Annotated in this window: 20 protein-coding genes; 10 read left to right on the top strand and 10 right to left on the bottom strand. The window is 71.2% G+C overall.

Translation table 11 applies throughout. From position 1 onward, the window contains the following. Positions 1–45: 45 nt before the first annotated feature. The gene (locus AAW14_RS07355; protein ID WP_265561157.1) at positions 46–693 is read left to right on the top strand and encodes a phosphatase PAP2 family protein; all 648 of its coding nucleotides are present in this window, start codon (positions 46–48) and stop codon (positions 691–693) included. 269 nt (positions 694–962) lie between these two features. Here the strand turns inward: AAW14_RS07355 and AAW14_RS07350 are convergent, their stop codons facing one another. Beyond that, positions 963–1,628: a class I SAM-dependent methyltransferase gene (locus AAW14_RS07350; protein WP_265561155.1), complete on the bottom strand. Its 666-nt coding sequence runs from the start codon at positions 1,626–1,628 to the stop codon at positions 963–965. A gap of 90 nt (positions 1,629–1,718) precedes the next feature. Here AAW14_RS07350 and AAW14_RS07345 point away from each other — a divergent pair, with 90 nt between their 5' ends. Both AAW14_RS07345 and AAW14_RS07340 read left to right on the top strand, forming a co-directional pair. Continuing rightward, positions 1,719–2,345 (top strand): TetR/AcrR family transcriptional regulator, encoded by a 627-nt coding sequence (locus AAW14_RS07345; RefSeq protein WP_265561153.1) that lies wholly within the window; start codon positions 1,719–1,721, stop codon positions 2,343–2,345. Between the two features lie 87 nt (positions 2,346–2,432). Next, positions 2,433–3,923, top strand: coding sequence for a DUF2252 domain-containing protein (locus tag AAW14_RS07340; protein ID WP_265561151.1), 1,491 nt, complete (start codon positions 2,433–2,435; stop codon positions 3,921–3,923). A gap of 8 nt (positions 3,924–3,931) precedes the next feature. Here AAW14_RS07340 and AAW14_RS07335 read toward each other — a convergent pair whose 3' ends face one another. Beyond that, positions 3,932–4,759, bottom strand: coding sequence for an NAD(P)H-binding protein (locus AAW14_RS07335; RefSeq protein WP_322741022.1), 828 nt, complete (start codon positions 4,757–4,759; stop codon positions 3,932–3,934). A gap of 411 nt (positions 4,760–5,170) precedes the next feature. Between AAW14_RS07335 and AAW14_RS07330 the strand changes: the two genes are divergently transcribed. Together AAW14_RS07330 and AAW14_RS07325 are read left to right on the top strand one after the other, a co-directional pair. Then, complete coding sequence (locus tag AAW14_RS07330) at positions 5,171–6,058, top strand: hypothetical protein (protein WP_416223270.1); 888 nt, start codon at positions 5,171–5,173, stop codon at positions 6,056–6,058. A 125-nt stretch (positions 6,059–6,183) separates the two neighbouring features. Further along, positions 6,184–6,513 carry a rhodanese-like domain-containing protein gene (locus tag AAW14_RS07325; protein ID WP_265561466.1) on the top strand — a complete coding sequence of 110 codons (330 nt, stop codon included), beginning with the start codon at positions 6,184–6,186 and terminating at the stop codon, positions 6,511–6,513. 23 nt (positions 6,514–6,536) lie between these two features. On the opposite strand, the gene AAW14_RS07320 is transcribed toward AAW14_RS07325, so the two are convergent. From AAW14_RS07320 to paaA, 6 genes are all read right to left on the bottom strand, one after another. Beyond that, complete coding sequence (locus AAW14_RS07320; RefSeq protein ID WP_265561146.1) at positions 6,537–7,676, bottom strand: acyl-CoA dehydrogenase family protein; 1,140 nt, start codon at positions 7,674–7,676, stop codon at positions 6,537–6,539. Positions 7,677–7,825: 149 nt separating this feature from the next. Continuing rightward, the gene (locus tag AAW14_RS07315) at positions 7,826–8,890 is read right to left on the bottom strand and encodes a 2Fe-2S iron-sulfur cluster-binding protein (RefSeq protein ID WP_265561144.1); all 1,065 of its coding nucleotides are present in this window, start codon (positions 8,888–8,890) and stop codon (positions 7,826–7,828) included. Beyond that, a complete protein-coding gene (gene paaD / locus AAW14_RS07310) occupies positions 8,890–9,468 on the bottom strand; it encodes a 1,2-phenylacetyl-CoA epoxidase subunit PaaD (RefSeq protein WP_265561142.1) in 579 nt (192 codons plus the stop codon). The genes AAW14_RS07315 and paaD overlap by 1 nt, the downstream gene beginning before the upstream one ends. Next, entirely contained in the window at positions 9,462–10,181 is a 720-nt protein-coding gene (gene paaC / locus AAW14_RS07305; RefSeq protein WP_265561139.1) for a 1,2-phenylacetyl-CoA epoxidase subunit PaaC, read from the bottom strand. Before paaC ends, paaD begins: the two co-directional genes overlap by 7 nt. After that, the gene (gene paaB / locus AAW14_RS07300) at positions 10,178–10,465 is read right to left on the bottom strand and encodes a 1,2-phenylacetyl-CoA epoxidase subunit PaaB (protein WP_265561137.1); all 288 of its coding nucleotides are present in this window, start codon (positions 10,463–10,465) and stop codon (positions 10,178–10,180) included. The genes paaC and paaB overlap by 4 nt, the downstream gene beginning before the upstream one ends. 2 nt (positions 10,466–10,467) lie before the next feature. Further along, on the bottom strand, positions 10,468–11,523 hold the full coding sequence (gene paaA / locus AAW14_RS07295; protein WP_265561135.1) for a 1,2-phenylacetyl-CoA epoxidase subunit PaaA: 1,056 nt from the start codon (positions 11,521–11,523) through the stop codon (positions 10,468–10,470). Between the two features lie 296 nt (positions 11,524–11,819). On the opposite strand from paaA, the gene AAW14_RS07290 reads away from it, so the two are divergent. The 3 genes from AAW14_RS07290 (at position 11,820) to AAW14_RS07280 (ending at position 14,941) form a co-directional block, all read left to right on the top strand. After that, positions 11,820–12,785, top strand: coding sequence for a DUF5819 family protein (locus tag AAW14_RS07290; protein WP_265561133.1), 966 nt, complete (start codon positions 11,820–11,822; stop codon positions 12,783–12,785). Beyond that, the gene (locus AAW14_RS07285; RefSeq protein ID WP_265561131.1) at positions 12,785–13,999 is read left to right on the top strand and encodes an HTTM domain-containing protein; all 1,215 of its coding nucleotides are present in this window, start codon (positions 12,785–12,787) and stop codon (positions 13,997–13,999) included. Before AAW14_RS07290 ends, AAW14_RS07285 begins: the two co-directional genes overlap by 1 nt. Positions 14,000–14,170: 171 nt before the next feature. Then, complete coding sequence (locus tag AAW14_RS07280; RefSeq protein ID WP_265561128.1) at positions 14,171–14,941, top strand: TrmH family RNA methyltransferase; 771 nt, start codon at positions 14,171–14,173, stop codon at positions 14,939–14,941. 6 nt (positions 14,942–14,947) lie between these two features. On the opposite strand, the gene paaN is transcribed toward AAW14_RS07280, so the two are convergent. Next, on the bottom strand, positions 14,948–16,639 hold the full coding sequence (gene paaN / locus AAW14_RS07275; protein ID WP_265561126.1) for a phenylacetic acid degradation protein PaaN: 1,692 nt from the start codon (positions 16,637–16,639) through the stop codon (positions 14,948–14,950). Positions 16,640–16,788: 149 nt separating this feature from the next. On the opposite strand from paaN, the gene AAW14_RS07270 reads away from it, so the two are divergent. Together AAW14_RS07270 and AAW14_RS07265 are read left to right on the top strand one after the other, a co-directional pair. Next, a complete protein-coding gene (locus AAW14_RS07270) occupies positions 16,789–18,303 on the top strand; it encodes a 3-hydroxyacyl-CoA dehydrogenase (RefSeq protein WP_265561124.1) in 1,515 nt (504 codons plus the stop codon). Then, positions 18,300–18,890, top strand: a complete 591-nt coding sequence (locus AAW14_RS07265) for a TetR/AcrR family transcriptional regulator (protein ID WP_265561122.1) — start codon at positions 18,300–18,302, stop codon at positions 18,888–18,890. Before AAW14_RS07270 ends, AAW14_RS07265 begins: the two co-directional genes overlap by 4 nt. A gap of 24 nt (positions 18,891–18,914) precedes the next feature. On the opposite strand, the gene AAW14_RS07260 is transcribed toward AAW14_RS07265, so the two are convergent. After that, positions 18,915–19,448, bottom strand: a complete 534-nt coding sequence (locus tag AAW14_RS07260; RefSeq protein ID WP_265561464.1) for an Lrp/AsnC family transcriptional regulator — start codon at positions 19,446–19,448, stop codon at positions 18,915–18,917. Positions 19,449–19,469 lie beyond the last annotated feature (21 nt).

Below are 19,469 nucleotides of genomic sequence, written 5' to 3'. Positions count from 1 at the left end.
GGGTGCTGCCCGCCAGCAGGCCCCGACCTTGGGAGACCCCGCTTGATGACAGTGCACTCTGCGGTCCAGCTTGCCTTCGACGGCTCCACGGTCGACGGCTCGATGTTCACCACCGTCACCGACTTCGCCCGCGACACCCCGTGGCTCAACACCCCGATCGAGCTGTGGACCAACGCCGGCCTGGGGGTGTTCGCGGTGCTCATGCTGATGGGCTGGTGGAATGCCCGCCGCCGCGATACCCGGTCGATGAGCCTCGCCCTGACCGCGCCGGTCGCCGTGGTGGCCGCCTTCGCCGTCGCGGAGGTGGCCAAGAAGCTGGTTGCGGAGGTGCGGCCGTGCTACTCGCTGCCGCACGACTACTTCGTCGACGTCTGCCCCGCGCGCACCGACTACGCCTTCCCCAGCGGCCACAGCACCACCGCCTTCGCCACCGTGGCAGCCCTGTGGCTCCTCGACCGGCGCCTGTCCGCCTTCGCCGCCGTCTTCGCGCTATTGGAAGGCTTCACCCGCATCTACGTCGGCGCCCACTACCCCCACGACGTCATCGGCGCCGCCCTCCTCGCCCTGCCCGTCGCCTACCTGGCCAGCCTCCTCATGGGCCGCCTCGCCACCCCGCTCGTCGCCCACCTGCGCACCGGCGTACTGCACCCCCTGCTCACCGCTGCTCCCGCCGGCACCCACGCCGCCCGCTAAGCAGACGGCCGAACAGAACCGGCCGCCTCCCCTCCCGCCCTCGCCGTTGATTCACCGTTCTGCAACGGCTCTGCAGAAGCACTCCGCTGCCCGTCCACGGACTCAAGATCACTCCATGCTCCTTTGGGCTCACCCTGTTCAAACCCCGGCGCTGTCGAGCACCGTTGGGACGGACAGGGTCCGGCCCTCGATCAGGACGGACAGGGTCTGGTCCTCGATCAGGACGGACAGGGTCCGGTCCTCGATCGCGGGCACTTACGGCGGACATCTCACGACGTCCTCTCCGACCGCGCTGCCTGCACGTACCGCAACCAAGGCCGTACTTCCCCGCGCCCGCGCACCTCGAAGCCGGCGTCCGCGATCAGTCCGTCGAGCAGGTCCACGCGGTAGTTCGCCATGACGTGTCCGGCGCTCGCGGTGATGAGGTGCCGGACGGGCCGGGTACGTGGCGGTCGGAAGTCGGCGACGAGTAGCCGGCCGCCGGGGCGCAGCACCCGGTACATCTCCCGGAGCGCGACCGGCCGTAGGACTTCGGGCAGGTGGTGCATGGTCAGGGCGGTGACGACCACGTCGAACGAGCCGTCCGACGCGTCGAGCGCCTCGCCGACCCCGGTCTCGTAGCTGCAGTGCGGCTCGGGCGTCTTCCGGCGTGAGTAGGCGATGACCTCGGCGGACGGGTCGATGCCGAGCACCGATCCGCCGGGGCCGACGGCATTCGCCATGCGCCGGGTCAGGTATCCGGTGCCGCAGCCGACCTCCAGGACCCGGTCGCCGGGGCGGGCGCCGCTGAGGCGGGCCAGACGGACGTAGGCATGCGGGCGCAGGCCGCCGAAGAAGACGGCGCCGAAGAGTTCATAGCCCCGGGCGTGGGCGATGAGCCGGCCCTCGGTGTCGGGGTGCGGCTGACCGTGCTGGAGGAGTTGACCCAGATTCACGCGATGCTCCTTACTTAGTCACTACTAAGTACCTGAGGTCAGCTTAGTCGCGACTAAGTAATGGGCGCAAGAGACCGTACGATGGCGCATGTGAGCGACACGACGAAGCGGACGGAAGCGAGCACCAAGCGAGTACGGATGACCCCGGCCGAACGCCGTGAGTCGATCCTGAGGGCCGCTACGGAGGTCTTCGCGGAGACCGGGTACCAGCGCACCAAGGTCTCCGCGATCGCCGCCCGCATCGGCGTCAGCGAGCCGGTCGTCTTCCAGAATTTCGGCTCCAAGGCCGCGCTGTACCAGGCGGTCCTGGACCGGGCCGTGTCCCACGTCTGTGCGATGCTCACCGAAGCGGTCGAGACCGGACAGTCCGTGACCGGTCTACTGGCCGGCTTCCTGGAGCCGGACCACATGGCGCGCTTCCACGCCCGCGGCTCGCTCGGTTTCCTCTTCGCCGACGCGTTCACACTCAGCGGCGAACCCGAACTGCGAGAAGCGGTGCACGTCGCGCACCAGCGCTTCGCCGAGACATTCGCCGAGTTGGTCCGCCACGGCCAGCAGGCAGAGGTCATCCGCAAGGACCTCGATCCGCACGCGGCCGCCTGGTGGCTGATGTCCCTCCTGCATGCCCGCACCTTCCGGGCCGCGTTCATGCCTGAGCAGGCCGGACTTGAGGGCCAGTTGGTGGCGATGACGCTGGACACGCTTACCCGCCCCTGACGAGCCCGACGGGGTTCACGAACCTCCGGCAGTTGTCCACAGGGTCTGACGCCTCCCGGCGGCCCGCTGTACGGTCATGGCCAGTTGATGTTCGTACGGCTGCGTGGACAGTGGACGGCGGGGGAGGCGGTCGCAGTGACCGAGGTCGGTGCAGGGGTCGGTGCAGAGGTGGGGGCGGCGGTGCCGCCGCAGGCGGCCAGGATCTCCGCGGTGCGTGGCTTCGCTCGGTGGCCGGCCCAGGGCTCTCCCAAGGAGGAGGGCAAGGCGCTCCGCGCGCGCGTGCGCCGCCGCTCGCACGCCGAGCTGGTGGTGGACGTCGATCGCCCGGACGCGGTCACCGCGGTCGAGGAGTCCAACCGCGGCCGGATACCCGAGCTCACACCGATACGCGTCGGCAGGATGGCGGCCACGCCCTTCGCGTTCCTGCGCGGCTCGGCGGGCCTCATGGCCTACGACCTCGCCCGCACCCCCATGACCGGCATGAGCACCCAGATCTGCGGCGACGCGCACGCGGCGAACTTCGGTCTGTACGGGGACGCGCGCGGCGGCCTGGTCATCGACCTGAACGACTTCGACGAGACGGTGCACGGCCCCTGGGAGTGGGACCTCAAGCGGCTCGCCACCTCGCTGGTGCTCGCCGGCCGCGAGGCGGGGGCAGACGAGGACAAGTGCCGGGAGGCGGCGCAGGACGCGGTGGGCGCCTACCGGCGCACGATGCGCCTGCTGGCCAAGCTCCCGGTCCTGGACGCCTGGAACGCGATCGCGGACGAGGAACTGGTCTCCCACACGGACGCCCACGACCTGCTCGGCACCCTGGAGCGGGTCTCCGAGAAGGCACGGGCCAACACCAGCGGCCGGTTCGCGGCGAAGTCGACGGAACAGGTCGAGGACGGCGGCCGCCGCTTCGTGGACGCGTCGCCGGTGCTGCGCCGCATACCCGACGCGGAGGCGGCGACGGTCGCGGCGTCGCTGGAGCACTATCTGACGACGCTGTCCGAGGACCGCCTCCCGCTCCTGGCCCGGTACGCGGTGCACGACGTGGCATTCCGCGTGGTCGGCACGGGCAGCGTGGGCACGCGCTCGTATGTGGTGCTGCTCCTCGACCACCGCGGCGAACCGCTGGTCCTCCAGGTCAAGGAGGCCCGTCCGTCCGCTCTGCTCCCCCACCTGGCCACGGTGGGCCATGCGCTGCCGGAGGTGGAGCACGAGGGCCGCCGGGTCGTGCTCGGCCAGAAGCGGATGCAGGTCGTCAGCGACATTCTGCTGGGCTGGACTTCGGTCGACGGACGCCCTTACCAGGTAAGGCAGTTCCGCAACCGCAAGGGCAGCGTGGACCCCGCGGCCCTGGTCGCCGACCAGATCGACGACTACGCCCGTATGACCGGGGCGCTGCTGGCCCGCGCCCACAGCCACAGCGCCGACCCGCGCCTGATCTCCGGCTACTGCGGCAAGAACGAGGAACTGGACGAGGCGATGGCCACGTTCGCCGTGGCCTACGCGGACCGCACGGAGGCGGACCACGCGGAGCTGGTGGCTGCGGTGCAGGGAGGGCGGATTGCCGCGGAGATGGGGGTCTGAAGGGGCGGTCAGGCTCGGAAGTCGTCGGCGTGGTCCTCGGCCCAGGTGGCGAAGGCGCGGGCCGGGGTGCCGGTGATCTTCTCCACGGTGGTGGTGATCTCCGGCGGTACGCCCACGGCGGCCTCGTAGGTCTTCAGGAGAGCCTGCAGCACTGGCGGGGGGACGTGTGGGAAGAGCTCAGCGCTCGCCTCGTCCGGGGGCATCTCGACGAAGTGCAGGTCACGGCCGAGGGCCCGGCCGATCGCGGCGACCTGTCCGGCCGTGGTGATCGCCTCGGGTCCGGTGAGGCGGTGCACGGCGCCCTCGTGTCCGCCGTCGACCAGGACGCGTTGAGCCACGGCGGCGATGTCGTCCTCGTGGATGGGGGCGCTCTGCGAGTCCGCGAAGACGCCGCGAACGGTGTTCCCTGCGCGGATCTGCGGGGCCCATTGGAAGGCATTGGTCGCGAACGCGTTGGGTCGCAGGAAGGTCCACTGCAGGCCGCTGTCGCGGACCACCCGTTCGGTCGTCGCATGCATCACATGGATGGGGTGGGTCTCGTCGGCGCCCTCCCGGATGATCCCCGAGGAGAGCATGACGACGTGCCGCACTCCGGCCTGCCGGGCCGCCTCCAGAAAGGCGGCGGTCCGCTCGCCCGCGGCCTGAATGTAGAGGAACAGCTGTGAGGCACCCCGGAACAGGGTGGCGGGGTCGTCGAGTTGGAGCTGTACCACCTCCGCCGCGGCAGGCAGGGCGGCCCGTTGCGGGTCGCGTGTCAGTGCCCTTACCGGCCGGTCCTCGCTCACGAGGCGCTCGACGAGGGCACGTCCGACGTTGCCGGTGGCACCGGTCACCACGATCAAGGTTCTTCTCCTCGGGGCTTCGGGGCTGATCGATCCTGAACGTGCCGAGCCTAGGAAGGACGACCGGCCCGCCGCATCGTCGGAGAGGACCAGCCGAGCCCTACGTCCAGGGGTCTGCTTCTGCGGGTCTGGTCCCGCGGGTCTGGTTCTGAGGGTCTGGTCCCGCAGGTCTCGTTCTGCGCGTCTGGTTCAGGGGGCCTGATTCGGCGGGGCTGGGACGGCCGGGCTGGTTCCGCGGGTCCAGGCCGTGGGTCCGGTTCGTGGGTCCAGGCCGTGGGCCCAGTTCAGGAGTCTTCCGGGGTCAGGGTCGGCGGGTCTGGGGCATCGGGTCCGGGGCAGCACGGTGGTTCTCGGCCTTGACGTACCGGGGGAGGGGCCGCCGTCGTGTCTTAGGCTGGTCCGGTGATGACGCCCGAAGCCGAGCAGAGCGAGCCCGTGTCCGCTGCCGAGGAGCCGGTCGCCGAGGGCGCCGGTGCCCAGGGCGCCGAAGGCACCGGAGTGGACGGTGCCGCGGCGGGGGCGCGGCCCGAGGAGCGGCTGGAGCGGGCCGTGCGGGCCGCCGAGCAGGCGTTGATCGAGTACGAGATCGCGGTGGAGACCTTCCGCGTCGAGATCGAGAACTTCTCCCGGTTGCATCACCAGAAGCTGGGCCCGATGTACACGCGCCTCGACGAACTGGAGGCAGAGATCGCCGAGGCGCGGGCCGCTCTGAGCGGCGATCCGGAGGACATACGCCGCGCCCACGAGGCACGCGCCCGGGTCATGCCGATGCCGGGTGTCGAGGAGCTCTTCCACGGGTGGATGGACTCCGACGGGCTGTTCCCGGAGGCTCAGGCCATGCTGACGGACCGGCCCGTGCGGCCCCCGCAGCGCGTCCGCCCCAGCGAGGAGGCCCGCAGGCTCTACCGCGAGCTCGCCCGCAAGGCCCACCCCGACCTCGCCCAGGACGAGGAAGAGCGCAAGCGGCGCGACGAGTTCATCGCCCGGGTCAACGCCGCGTACGCCCGCGGCGACGAGGACCTGCTGCGGGAACTCGCCGAGGAGTGGGCGGCCGGGCCCGTCCCCGAGGAGCGCAGGCCGAGCCGGAGCGAGGAGCTCTACGCCCGTCTCGAATGGCTCGCGCAGCGCAAGGAACTGCTCACGCTGAGGGCGCGCGAGCTGGAGGAGAGCGCGATCGGCTCGATGCTGAGGCTCGCCCCCGACGACCCCGACCGCCTCCTCGAGGAGATCGCGGAGCAGCTGCTCGCCCAGGTCGCGGAGAAGGAGGACGAGCTGCGGGCACTGCGCGGCTGACCCGGTGGAGGCGGTTCGTGACGGAGGGTGCTCCGGGCTCGGCGGCCCCGCACGCTCCGATCGATCGGTCGAGGCGCGGCACCGCTCGGGTCCGGTAGCGTCGGAGTATGCATTTCGGAGCTGTTGTGCCCACGGTCGAGGTCGGTGACCTCAAGGACGGCGACTTCCTGCTGGACGTCCGCGAGGACGACGAGTGGCAGGCGGGTCACGCCGAGGGGGCGCTGCACATCCCCCTCAGTGAGTTCGTCGCACGGTACGGAGAGTTCACCGAGGCCGTGCCGCAGGACGGCCGGGTCCATGTGATCTGCCGCTCGGGTGGCCGTTCGGCCCAGGTCGCGATGTACCTGGTCCAGCAGGGCATCGACGCGGTGAACGTCGACGGCGGTATGCAGGTGTGGGCCGCCGCGGGCCGCCCCGTCGTGGATGCAAAGGGCGAGTCCGGCTTCGTGCTGTAGTCCGGGCCGGAGGCCGCCCGCCGCTACCCCAGCGGATGTGCCGCCAGCAGGTCGCCCAGGGCTTCCTCATGTGCCGCCGCAGGGCCGAGCGACAGTTCCAGGTGTTTGGCCCAGGCGTGGTACCGATGCAGGGGATAGTCGGTGTCGGCGCCGAACCCTCCGTGCAGATGCTGCGCGGTCTGCACCACGCGCCGCACCCCCTCCGAGGCCCAGACCTTCGCCACGGCCACATCGCCGGCCGCCAGCAGCGCGCCCGCCGCACCGGAGCTGACCCGCCACGCGGCCTGCCAGAGCGTGGCCTCCATGGCACGCAGGTCGATGTACCGGTCGGCGGCCTGTACGGCGACCGCCTGGAACGTGGCGATCGGGTGGCCGAACTGCTCCCGCTTGCCGGTGTACGCGCTCGTCATCCTCAGTACGGCCTCGCCGAGACCGAGCGCGAGCGCGCAGGTACCCGTGGTGAGCAGCAGACGAAGCCGTTCCCACGCGCCCTCGGTGTCCAGCACGTACCGCCCGGCGATCCGCGCCGACTCCAGACGAAGCTCCGCGAGCCGTTCCCCGGTGGTGGAGAACTGTTCGGCGGGCACTACGCCCTCGTGCACGCGCGGCACCAGCGCGAGGACAGCGCGGCCGGAGTCGTCCGTGTGCGCCGGTACGAGGACGAAGTCGGCGTTGTACGCCCATGGCACCGCCGTCTGCAGCCCGTCCAGTACCCAGGTGTCGTCGCTCTCCCGTCGTGCGACCACCGCCAGTTCGGCCGGGTCGTGTCCGGTCCGGCCGTGTGCGGCGACCGTGAGCACCAGCTCCCCGCGACCCGCCCGGGGGAGCAGCTCCTCCTTCACCTCACGGCCTCCGTAGGCACCCAGGGCAGCGGCGGCAGCGGTGTTCTCCAGCAGCGGCACGCGTGCCAGCACCTTGGCCGACTCCCGCAGCACCAGGCAGAGGGCGATCGCGTCGAGACCCGCACCGCCGTACTCCGGGTCCAGCAGCAGGCTCAGCAGGTCCGTGTCCGCCAGCCGTGCCCACAGCGCCCGGTCGAAGTCTTCGGCGACGGCGCCGGTGGTCAGCGCCGGACTGGGGACGCCGTCCGGCGCGACACCCGCGAACACGGCCTTCGCCGCCTCGACCGCCGCCTGTTGCTCCTCGCTGAAGGTGAAGTCCACGACCTGTCCTCCTGGCGGATCCGCTGATCTGACGGAGCGTCAAGATAGAACAAGTTCTACAAGAAGGGAACGGCCGGTCATGACGCGCCGGAACAGGGGGCCGTCAGTCATGGGAGTCGTCCCTCGGCAGCTGCGGGCCGAGGGTCCGCTCACCGGTCGAAGTCCAGCTCCACCTTCTCCGTGACCGGATGCGACTGGCATGCCAGTACGTACCCCACGTCCGTCTCCTCCGGCTCCAGCGCGAAGTTGCGGTCCATCCGCACCTCGCCGGAGACCAGGAAGGCCCGGCACGTACCGCACACCCCGCCCTTGCAGGCGTAGGGCGCGTCGGGCCGGTTGCGCAGCACCGTTTCCAGCAGCGACTCGCCGTCGCGGACCGGCCAGGTGCCGCCGCGTCCGTCCAGCCGGGCGGTCACCGTGCTGTGCACCGGGGCGGGTGTGGACGGTGTGGCCAGGGCCCCGTTGTCCACATGGAAGATCTCCTCGTGGATCCGTGTCCGTGGCACCCCGAGCTCGCGCAGCGCCCGCTCGGCCGACTGCACCAGTCCGAACGGTCCGCACAGGAACCAGCCCGCGACCCGCTCCACCGGCAGCAGCGCCGGCAACAGCCCGGTCAGCCGCTCCCCGTCGAGCCGCCCGGACGGCAGCCCCGCCTGCTGCTCCTCCCGGGAAAGCACCGTGACCAGCTGGAACCTGCCGGGATAGCGGTCCTTGAGGTCGGCGACCTCCTCCAGGAACATCGTCGAGGCGGACGTCCGGTCGCTGCGTATGAGGCAGAACGTCGCCCGGGGCTCGCGCGCCAGCAGCGTCGCCACGATCGACAACACCGGAGTGATTCCGCTGCCGCCCACCACGGCCGCGTACATCCCGGGCGCGGGCTCCAGCACGAACCGTCCCGCCGGTGTCATGACCTCAAGCTCGTCGCCGACGGCGATCTCCTTGAGGGCGTAGGTGGAGAAGGCTCCGCCTTCGACCAGCCGCACCCCGACCCGAAGTATGTGCGGGCCCTCGTCGTCCGGTGCCGGCGCGGGGGAGCAGATCGAGTACGTACGCCGGATCTCCGTGCCGTCGGCGGTGCGTCGCAGGGCCAGGTGCTGACCGGGCGCGTGCCGGTACTCCTCGCGCAGTGCGGGCGGCACGGCGAAGGTCAGGACCACGGAGTCGTCGGTGAGCCGCTCGACCGCGGCCACCGGGAGCGGGTGGAAACGGGCCATCACAGCTCCTTGAAGTGGTCGAAGGGCTCGCGGCAGACCAGGCAGCGGCGCAGCGCCTTGCACGCGGTGGAGGAGAAGCGGCTCAGCAGCTCGGTTTCGGCGGATCCGCAGAACGGGCAGCGCACCGGAGTGTCGGTCTCGGGGGAGTCGGCGGACGGGTGCGACGTCCTCGGTCCGCCGGAGCCGGTGACGGTGCGCGTCGGGCCCAGCTCGAGCGTCACCGGCCCGGACGCCTCCCGGTGCCGTACGCGGGGTGGCGCTATGCCGAACTCCCGCAGTTTGCGGCGGCCCTCGTCGGAGATGTCGTCGGTCGACCAGGCGGGGGCGAGCACCGTACGCACGACGACCTCGCGCACGCCGTGCTCGTGCAGCACCCGCTCGATGTCCACGGACATCGCCTCGATCGCGGGGCATCCCGTGTAGGTGGGGGTCAGCTCGACCTCCACCAAGTCCGTGCCGCGCACATGGACGGCCCGCAGGACGCCCAGCTCCTCCAGGGTGAGCACGGGCAGCTCCGGGTCGGGGACGGAGCCGGCGACCCGGCGCAGCTCCTCTTCAAGGGCTGTGGCGGTCACCATGACGCCCCCGGGTGGCTGCGGTGAAGGTGCTGCATTTCGGCGAGCATCCGCCCGAAGGGTTCGGTGTGCAGGCCCTGCCGTCCCGCGCCCGCGGTCCATGCCCCGGACTGCGGTCCCTCCGGCACCTCCAGAGTGGCCCGGCGCAGCAGGCCGCCCACCGACTCCCGCCAGGCCTCCTTCAGTTCGGCCCAGTCGACGTCCACGCCCTCGACCGGCTCGAACATCTCCCCCGTGAACCGCCACAGTGCGTCGCACCCGCGCTGCATCCGCTCATGGCTGACTTCCGTGCCGTCGCCGAGCCGCAGCGTCCATTGCTCGGCGTGGTCCTGGTGGTAGGCGACCTCCTTGACGGCTTTGGCTGCGAGGCCCGCGAACTCGCCCTCGCCCGCGGCGAGGTGTGCATAGAGCAGCCGCTGGTAGGTGGAGAAGTACAGCTGGCGGGCGATGGTGTGCGCGAAGTCGCCGTTGGGCTGCTCCACCAGCTGCAGATTGCGGAAGGCGCGCTCCTCTCGGAGGTACGCCAGCTCGTCCTCGTCGCCCGCCATGGACAGCAGGATCCGGGCCTGGCCCAGCAGGTCCAGGGCGATGTTGGCGAGGGCGACCTCTTCCTCGAGCACCGGCGCGTGCCCGGACCACTCCCCCAGACGGTGCGAGAGCACCAGGGCATCGTCGCCGAGGGCCAGCGCGGCCGCGGTGTGCACGGTGACGGTCACAGGTGCTTCACCCCCTCCGGGATCTCGTAGAAGGTCGGGTGCCGGTAGGGCTTGTCGGCGGCCGGTTCGAAGAACGGGTCCTTCTCGTCCGGCGAGGAGGCGGTGATGGCGGCAGAGGGTACGACCCAGATCGAGACGCCCTCGCCGCGTCGGGTGTACAGATCCCGCGCGTTGCGCAGGGCCAGCTCGGCGTCCGGGGCGTGCAGGCTGCCGGCGTGGGTGTGCGAGAGCCCGCGCCGCGAGCGTACGAACACCTCCCACAGAGGCCACTCTTCGGTCGTCATGCTCACGCCTCTCCGCTCTCGCCGGCCTGATCCGCCGACGGTCCACCGGCCGTGTGCGCGTGCCCGTCGGCCGCGCGTCCGGCGCCGTTGTGCTTCGCCGCGTAGGCCGCGGCCGCCTCGCGCACCCAAGCGCCCTCGTCGTGCGCCCGCCTGCGCTGGGTGATCCGCTGTTCGTTGCAAGGGCCGTTGCCCTTGAGGACTTCCCGGAATTCCGTCCAGTCGATGGGGCCGAAGTCGTAGTGCTTCCGCTCCTCGTTCCACCGCAGGTGCGGGTCGGGGAGGGTCAGGCCGAGCGACTCGGCCTGGGGGACGCAGATGTCCACGAAGCGCTGGCGCAGCTCGTCGTTCGAGTGGCGCTTGATCTTCCATTCCATCGACTGCGCGGAGTGCGCCGACTCGTCGTCGGGCGGGCCGAACATCATCAGGGACGGCCACCACCAGCGGTCCACCGCGTCCTGCGCCATGGCGTGCTGCTCCGGAGTGCCCCGGCCGAGGGTCAGCAGCAGCTCGTACCCCTGGCGCTGGTGGAAGGACTCCTCCTTGCAGATACGGACCATCGCGCGCGCGTACGGGCCGTAGGAACAGCGGCACAAGGGCACCTGGTTGGTGATCGCCGCGCCGTCCACCAGCCAGCCGATGGCGCCGACGTCCGCCCAGGTCAGCGTCGGGTAGTTGAAGATCGACGAGTACTTCTGGCGGCCCGTGTGGAGCTTGTCGAGCAGCTCCTCGCGGCTTGTGCCGAGCGTTTCGGCCGCGCTGTACAGATACAGCCCGTGGCCGGCCTCGTCCTGGACCTTGGCCATCAGAATCGCCTTGCGGCGCAGCGAGGGCGCGCGCGTGATCCAGTTGGCTTCCGGCTGCATGCCGATGATCTCGGAGTGCGCATGCTGGGCGATCTGCCGGACCAGCGTGGCGCGGTAGGCATCAGGCATCCAGTCGCGCGGCTCGATGCGCTCGTCGGCAGCGACCGCCGCGTCGAAGACGGCCTCGTACGCCGCCGCGTCCGTCTGTGTCATGCCGTCCGCGCGGGCCGTGTGGTGCGCTGCTGCTGTCGCCATGCGGTCCCCCTTGACCACTCACCTACCGACCGATCGTTCGGTTCGGTCGATTCAATGGTGGGACGAGGCGCCGTAGGGTGTCAACCGCTGTGGACAACCTCGGAGCCGTAGCCCGGCCGCTGTGACCATGGGGCTGTGCGGGGCGGGCGTGCCTGAGTACCGTTCCCGTGCGAACGCCGCGGCGTGGCGCGGACGGGTGATCCGGCCGATGCGCCCGTGGCTGAGGGCAGGTGGTGGACCGGGCGCGGCGGCACGGAACGGCACCGGCGCACGGAAAGCTCGGGAGACGGGGCGGGATGGACGCGTACGACGAGGGACCGGACGCCCGGCGGGAGCAGCCGGGCGGCTCCGGCGACCCGGTGTCCCGCCTGCCCGAAGGCCGGGCGAGGAACGGATCCGAGGAGACGGGCCCGGCAGCGGTCACGGACCCGCCGGGGTCGGACGAGCCTAGCCCGGTAGCGGCCACGGACCCGCTGGAGGCGGAGGACCCGGCTCCGGCTCCGGAGGACCCGGCTCCGGCTCCGGATGCCCCGGCTCCGGCTCCGGATGCCCCGGCTCCGCCTGCCGCCCCCGACCTCGTGGATGCGGGCGGCGCCGCGCAGCCCGCGTCCACGCGCACCGGCATAGCCGCGCTGTCCCTGCGCTACCAGATCGCCGCCGCACTGGCCCTCGCGGTCGTCACTGTCGTCGCCTGTGTGCACCTCGGCATGGTGTTTCTGCACGTCGCGCCCGCGAACATCGTCACCAAGAAGCACGGCAAGGCGATCGACGACTGGATCTACCCGGAGTTCGAGCAGAACTGGAAGCTGTTCGCGCCCAACCCGCTGCAGCAGAACATCGACGTCCAGGTGCGCGCCGACCTGCGCACCGGGGACGGCGCCGAGCGCACGACCGGGTGGTACGACCTGTCCGCGCTCGACGGCGCCGCCATCGACGGCAATCTGCTGCCGAGCCACACCCAGCAGAACGAACTGCGCCGCGCCTGGGACTTCTACGTCTCATCGCACGACGGCGACAACCGCCCCACGGGCCTGCGCGGGGCCCTCTCCGAAAGCTATCTGCGCCGGGTTGTCGTCCTGCGTCTCGCCCGCGAGCACGCGGCCGGCCGTGGTGAGAGCGTCGACCGCGTCCAGGTCCGCTCCCGCACCACCGATGTGCCGCCCCCCAGGTGGAGCGACGAGCAGGTCCCCGGCGCGCCCGTCTACCGCCAGCTGCCCTGGTGGTCGCTGACGGACGGCGAGCGGACGGGGGTGAGCGCCTGATGAACCGGATTGCCCCGTCCGTCTCGCGCGGCATCGTCCGCGTCACCGAGGCCGCCCTCGGCCCGTACCAGAGCGCGGTCGTCCGTATCGGCTTCGCCGCCACCTGGCTGCTCTTTCTGCTGCGCGAGTTCCCGCACCGCCAGGAGATGTACGGGCCCGGCGGTCCATGGAGCTGGGACCTTGCCCGGCAACTCGTCGCGAACAATCACGCCTTCACGATCCTGATGTGGTCCGGCAGCCAGGTGTGGTTCGAGGCGGTGTACGCCCTCGCCGCGGTGTCGAGCGCGCTGCTGCTGGTCGGCTGGCGCACCCGCACGATGTCCGTGCTGTTCATGGTGGGCGTGCTGTCGCTCCAGAACCGCAGTGTCTTCATGGGCGACGGCGGCGACAACGTCATCCATCTGATGGCGATCTACCTGGTGTTCACGCGCTGCGGGCAGGTGTGGTCGCTGGACGAGCGGCGCGCCCGGCTTGCCCGAGCGGCACGCGCGCGTGGAGAGCGGCCGGCGTCCGACCGGATGGGAATCGCGCTGTGGGGGGTACTGGGCTTCGCGCTCGCACTGGCCACGGGTGCGGGCCGGCTCAGCGACGGCTGGCTGACCGTGTTCTGGGGGCTGTGGGCCGTCCAGGCCCTGTGGTGGTACGTCGTCCGCCGCGCGCCCCACGGGGAGCCGCGCATCCTGCTGGACGTCGTCGCCAACCTCGTCCACAACGCCGCCCTGCTCGTGATCATGGCCGAGGCGTGTCTGATCTACTCGACCGCAGGCTGGTACAAGATCCAGGGCTCGCGCTGGCAGGACGGCACCGCCGTCTACTATCCGCTCCACCTCGACTACTTCTCGCCTTGGCCCGCCCTGTCGGACCTGCTGTCCGCGCACGGCACGGTGGTGCTGCTGGTGACCTACGGGACCGTCGCCGCACAGATCGCGTTCCCGTTCACCCTGTTCAACCGGAGGGCGAAGAACGTCCTGCTGGCGCTCATGATGACCGAGCACGCGGTGATCGCCGTGGTCCTCGGGCTGCCGTTCTTCTCGCTGGCGATGATCGCCGCCGACGCCGTGTTCCTGCCGACGTCCTTCCTGCGGCGGCTGGGCGGCTGGGTGGCACGCGCGCGTGGAGGGCTGGTCACGAACGGCGCCCGCCGGGCACTGCCCGGCCAGCGGCGGCCCAGCGACGAGTCCGCCGGGCACACACGCGTGAGTTCCACCGCGTGAGCTCCACCGCGTGAGTTCCACCGCGTGAGTTCCACCGCGTGAGTTCCACCGCGTGAGCTCCACCGCGTGAGCTCCACCGCGTGAGCTCCACCGCGTGAGCTCCACCGCGTGAGCTCCACCGCGTGAGCTCGTAGGAGCCGGGCGGTCGGGACCGCACGTAGGCTGCTCGGCATGACGGACCCGTCCCGCAGCACCACCGACCCGCTGAGCACCTGGCGCGGGCTCGCCGACAGCTGCGTCCTGCTCGACGGCTTCCACGCGCTCAAGCACGCGGTGCGCTTCCACGCACGGGTGCCGGTCGCCGTCACCACCGACCGGCGGACGGCGCTTGCTTTGGCCGAGGAACTTGCCCCCGACGTGCGGGACATCCTGGAGGCGCTCCTGACGGAGGTCCCCGAGGCCGCCTACCAGGCCCTCGTGCCGCGCCCGCACCCCACCGGGGTCGCCGCCCTCGCCGTGCGCCCCTCGCGGGAGGCCAACCTGGAAGCACTCCGGCGTACGCACCGCGGCGCGCCCATCGTCGTCCTCGACAACCCGCGCAACCTGGGCAACGCGGGGGCGGTGATCCGGCTCGCGGCCGGCTTCGGTGCGACCGGGGTCGTCACGACCGGCACGCTCGACCCCTGGCATCCCACGGTCGTCCGGGGCGGGGCGGGGCTCCACTTCGCGACCGCCGTGGAACGGCTGTCGGTCGCCGAGCTCCCCCCGGGCCCGCTCTTCGCGCTGGACCCGGAGGGCGACGACATCCGTGGGCTGAAGCTTCCGGACGACGCGGTGCTCGCGTTCGGCTCCGAGCGCTCCGGCCTGTCCGCCGAACTGCGCGCCCGCACCGACCACCTGGTGTCACTGCCGATGCGCCCCCAGGTCTCCAGCTACAACCTCGCCACCAGCGTGGCCATGACGCTGTACCACTGGAGCGCCACCGGGGGCGCACCCGACTGAGCGGGCCTATGCCTCCCGGCGGACCTCCACCACACGGAAGCGGTTCGCCACGAACGCCCCGTCACACAGGGCCGAGTTGGCCGCCGCGTTGCCGCCCGAGCCGTGGAAGTCGGAGAAGGCGGCCGTCTGGTTGACGTACACCCCGCCGGTCAGATTGAGCGAGAGCTGGGCGCACTCTTCCAGGCAGGCGTCCTCGACCGCCTGCTCGACCTCCGCGGAGGTGGTGTACGCGCCGACGGTCATCGCTCCCTTGTCCCGGATCGTGCGCCGCAGCAGATCCACCGCGTCCGCGGCCGAGTCGACCGCGACGGCGAAGGAGACCGGGCCGAAGCACTCGCTCATGTAGGCCGCCTCCGCGTCCGGCTTGGCGCCGTCGAGCTTCACGATCAGCGGGGTGCGCACGACCGACTGCGGGAACTCGGGGTTGGTGATCTCCCGGGAGGCAAGGGCGACTTCACCGAGGCCGGCCGCCGCCTCCAGACGGGCCTTGACGTCCGGGTTCACGATCGCGCCGAGCAGCGCGTTCGCGCGGGCGTCGTCGCCCAGGAGGCCGCCCACCGACTTCGCGAGATCGGTGACCACTTCGTCGTACGACTTCGGGCCCTCGTCGGTGGCGATGCCGTCCCGTGGGATCAGCAGGTTCTGCGGGGTGGTGCACATCTGGCCGCTGTACAGAGACAGGGAGAATGCCAGGTTCGACAGCATCCCCTTGTAGTTGTCGGTGGACTCCACGATCACCGTGTTGACGCCGGCCTTCTCCGTGTAGACCTGCGCCTGGCGCGCGTTGGCCTCCAGCCAGTCGCCGAACGCCGTCGAGCCCGTGTAGTCGATGATCCGGATCTCCGGGCGCACGGCCAGCGTCTTGGCGATGCCCTCGCCGGGGCGTTCGGCGGCCAGCGCCACGAGGTTCGGGTCGAAGCCCGCCTCTTCGAGCACCTGGCGGGCCACCTGCACGGTGAGCGCGAGGGGCAGCACCGCGCGGGGGTGGGGCTTGACCAGGACCGCGTTGCCGGTGGCCAGGGACGCGAACAGGCCCGGGTAGCCGTTCCACGTCGGGAAGGTGTTGCAGCCGATGACCAGGGCGATGCCGCGCGGGACGGCCTTGAAGGTCTTGGCCAGCACCAGCGGGTCGCGCTTGCCCTGGGGCTTGGTCCACTCCGCGGTGTCCGGCGTGCGGACCTGCTCCGCGTACGCGTACGCCACGGCCTCCAGGCCGCGGTCCTGCGCGTGCGGGCCGCCCGCCTGGAACGCCATCATGAAGGCCTGGCCGCTGGTGTGCATGACCGCGTGCGCGAACTCGTGCGTCCGGTCACTGATGCGCTTGAGGATCTCCAGACACACCACCGCGCGTGCCTCCGCGCCCGCGTCGCGCCAGGCGGGCTGGCCCGCGCGCATGGCGGGCAGCAGCACGTCGATGTCCGCGTGGGGATAGGTGATCCCCAGCGCGATCCCGTACGGCGAGACTTCGTCGCCCGTCCAGTCGTCGGTGCCGGGCTGGCCGAGGTCGAGACGGGCGCCCAGGAGGGCGTCGAAGGCGGCCTTGCCCGCCGCAGCGTCCAGGCTGCCGCTCTCGCCGTACGCCTTGGGGTGCTCGGGGTGCGGGGACCAGTACGCCCGCGTGCGGATCGCTTCCAGCGCCTGGTCAAGGGTGGGCCGGTGCTGGGCGATCAGCTGGTGCGCGGTGAGTTCGGCGGCCATGCGGGACCAACCTCCTCGTCTTGTGAGCTCTTCCTTGAGCTCGTGACCTGGGCAGGAACAGCCGGACAGAGTTAGAGTAACCGAACGATCGGTCGGGACAAGGGGGTCCGCCGCATCTGTGGAAAACCCCGTGCGGGAGGATCGCGCACATGACAGCACTCGACCTCAGCAGCCCCGTGGCCGTCGTGGGCACCGGCACCATGGGCCAGGGCATCGCCCAGGTCGCGCTGGTCGCGGGCCACCCCGTGCGGCTGTACGACGCCGTTCCCGGCCGGGCCCACGAGGCGGCCGCCGCGATCGGTGCCCGCCTCGACCGGCTCGTGGAGAAGGACCGGCTCACCGGGGCCGAGCGGGACGCGGCCCGCGCGCGCCTCCAGCCGGCCGAGAGCCTGGCCGGACTCGCGGACTGCTCGCTCGTCGTCGAGGCGGTCCTCGAGCGCCTCGAGGTCAAGCAGCAGCTACTGCGGGAGCTCGAGGCCGTCGTCGACGACGACTGCCTGCTCGCCACCAACACCTCGTCCCTGTCCGTGACCGCCATCGGCGGCGCCCTGCGCAACGCCGGCCGTTTCGTCGGCCTGCACTTCTTCAACCCCGCGCCGCTGATGCCGCTCGTGGAGGTCGTCTCCGGGTTCGCCACCGACGTCACTTCGGCCACGCGCGCGTACGAGACGGCGCGTGCCTGGGGCAAGACGCCGGTCGCCTGCGCCGACACCCCCGGCTTCATCGTCAACCGCATCGCGCGGCCCTTCTACGCCGAGGCGTTCGCGGTGTACGAGGCGCAGGCCGCCGACCCCGTCACCATCGACGCGGTGCTGCGCGAGTCGGGCGGGTTCAGGATGGGCGCCTTCGAGCTGACCGACCTCATCGGGCAGGACGTCAACGAATCCGTCACCCGCTCGGTCTGGGAGTCCTTCTTCCAGGACGTGCGCTTCACGCCCTCGCTGGCCCAGCGCCGTCTGGTCGAGTCGGGCCGGCTCGGCCGCAAGAGCGGACAGGGCTGGTACGAGTACGGCGACGGTGCCGAGCGGCCCGAGCCGCACACCGCGGAGAAGGCACAGCCGCCCGCGTACGTCGTCGCCGAGGGCGACCTGGGTCCCGCCTCCGAGTTGCTCCCGCTGATCCGCGAGGCGGGCATCCCCGTCCGCGAGGACGAGGAGGACCACGGCACCCGTCTGGTGCTGCCCGGCGGCGGCCAGCTGGTCCTCGCCGACGGGCAGACCTCCGTGGAGTTCCGTGACGTCGTCTACTTCGACCTTGCGCTCGACTACCGCAGGGCGACCCGCATCGCCCTGTCCGCCTCCCAGGACACCTCTCCGGGGACACTCGCCGAGGCCACCGGGCTCTTCCAGGCGCTCGGCAAGGACGTCAGCGTCATCGGGGACGTACCCGGCATGATCGTCGCCCGTACGGTGGCCCGGATCGTCGACCTGGCGCACGACGCCGTCGCCAAGGGCGTGGCCACCGAGGGGGACATCGACACCGCGATGCGCCTGGGCGTCAACTACCCCCGCGGCCCCTTCGAATGGAGCCGGGTGCTCGGCCGCACCTGGGCCTACGGCCTTCTGGACGACCTGCATCTGCGCGACCCCTCCGGACGGTACGCGCCGTCCCTCGCGCTCTACCGCCACGCGTACGCCTCCGAGAAGCGGGAGGGCACCTCATGACGACCGTCAAGCGCGACACGTACACCCCCGAGAGCCTGCTCTCGGTGGCGGTGCAGGTCTTCAACGAGCGTGGCTACGACGGCACGTCCATGGAGCATCTCTCCAAGGCGGCCGGAATCTCCAAGTCGTCGATCTACCACCATGTCGCGGGCAAGGAGGAGCTGCTGCGGCGTGCCGTCAGCCGGGCGCTGGACGGTCTCTTCGGGATCCTGGACGAGGAGCACGCGCGCGTGGGGTGTGCGGTGGAGCGGCTGGAACACGTCGTACGGCGCATGGTCGAGGTGCTCATAGCCGAACTGCCCTATGTGACGCTGCTGCTGCGGGTGCGCGGCAACACCGACACCGAGCGGTGGGCGCTGGAGCGGCGCCGCGAGTTCGACCACCGGGTCGCCGAGCTGCTCAAGGCGGCGGCGGCCGACGGGGACGTGCGCGGTGACGTGGAGGTTCGGCTCGCGACACGGCTCGTCTTCGGGATGATCAACTCGATCGCGGAGTGGTACCGGCCCGACGGGCGCGGCATGGACGAGCGGGAAGTCGCCGACGCGGTCGTGCAGGTGGCCTTCTCGGGACTGCGCCAGGAACACTGAGGCGGGGACGCCCGCGCCGTCGAGTCAGCTCTCCGGCTCCAGGTCCTCTTCCTCGAACACCAGCAACGTGCGCGTGCTGAGCACCTCGGGGATCGCCTGGAGCCGGGTGAGGACCAGCTCGCGCAGCGACCTGTTGTCCGGCGTGTGCACCAGAAGCAGCACGTCGAAGTCGCCGCCCACCAGGGCGATGTGGGAGGCGCCGGGGAGCACCCGCAGCTGCTCGCGGACCGTGCGCCAGGAGTTCTGCACGATCTTCAGCGTGATGTACGCGGATGTCCCCTGACCGGCGCGTTCGTGGTTCACCCGCGCCCCGAATCCGCGGATCACCCCGTCCTCGATGAGCCGGTTGATCCGTGCGTAGGCGTTGGCGCGCGAGACGTGGACCCGTTCGGCGACCGAGCGTATGGAGGCACGGCCGTCCGCCTGGAGCATCTGCAGGATGTCCCGGTCGATGGCGTCGAGAGGGCGTGGGGGCGATGGGGGCGATGGAGGCACCTCCCTGCTCGAACGAAGTGGAGAGCTGGGAGGAGCGGGACCGGACTCCTGCGGCTCGGCCATTTGTTCAGGTGCCATGCGCCC

This window comes from Streptomyces hygroscopicus, assembly GCF_026168105.1.
Taxonomy (GTDB): Bacteria; Actinomycetota; Actinomycetes; order Streptomycetales; family Streptomycetaceae; genus Streptomyces; species Streptomyces hygroscopicus_D.
Note: the sequence above shows the minus strand (reverse complement) of the source record. Positions and strands in the feature narration are given on the sequence as shown.

Excerpts from the sequence above, each read along its gene's own strand:
- AAW14_RS07355 (WP_265561157.1), top strand. The coding sequence starts at position 46 with ATGACAGTGCACTCTGCGGTCCAGCTTGCCTTCGACGGCTCCACGGTC.
- AAW14_RS07340 (WP_265561151.1), top strand. The coding sequence starts at position 2,433 with ATGTTCGTACGGCTGCGTGGACAGTGGACGGCGGGGGAGGCGGTCGCA.
- AAW14_RS07330 (WP_416223270.1), top strand. The coding sequence starts at position 5,171 with ATGACGCCCGAAGCCGAGCAGAGCGAGCCCGTGTCCGCTGCCGAGGAG.
- AAW14_RS07315 (WP_265561144.1), bottom strand. The coding sequence starts at position 8,890 with ATGGCCCGTTTCCACCCGCTCCCGGTGGCCGCGGTCGAGCGGCTCACC.
- paaD (WP_265561142.1), bottom strand. The coding sequence starts at position 9,468 with ATGGTGACCGCCACAGCCCTTGAAGAGGAGCTGCGCCGGGTCGCCGGC.
- paaB (WP_265561137.1), bottom strand. The coding sequence starts at position 10,465 with ATGACGACCGAAGAGTGGCCTCTGTGGGAGGTGTTCGTACGCTCGCGG.
- paaA (WP_265561135.1), bottom strand. The coding sequence starts at position 11,523 with ATGGCGACAGCAGCAGCGCACCACACGGCCCGCGCGGACGGCATGACA.
- AAW14_RS07290 (WP_265561133.1), top strand. The coding sequence starts at position 11,820 with ATGGACGCGTACGACGAGGGACCGGACGCCCGGCGGGAGCAGCCGGGC.
- AAW14_RS07285 (WP_265561131.1), top strand. The coding sequence starts at position 12,785 with ATGAACCGGATTGCCCCGTCCGTCTCGCGCGGCATCGTCCGCGTCACC.
- AAW14_RS07280 (WP_265561128.1), top strand. The coding sequence starts at position 14,171 with ATGACGGACCCGTCCCGCAGCACCACCGACCCGCTGAGCACCTGGCGC.
- paaN (WP_265561126.1), bottom strand. The coding sequence starts at position 16,639 with ATGGCCGCCGAACTCACCGCGCACCAGCTGATCGCCCAGCACCGGCCC.
- AAW14_RS07270 (WP_265561124.1), top strand. The coding sequence starts at position 16,789 with ATGACAGCACTCGACCTCAGCAGCCCCGTGGCCGTCGTGGGCACCGGC.
- AAW14_RS07265 (WP_265561122.1), top strand. The coding sequence starts at position 18,300 with ATGACGACCGTCAAGCGCGACACGTACACCCCCGAGAGCCTGCTCTCG.
- AAW14_RS07260 (WP_265561464.1), bottom strand. The coding sequence starts at position 19,448 with ATGGCCGAGCCGCAGGAGTCCGGTCCCGCTCCTCCCAGCTCTCCACTT.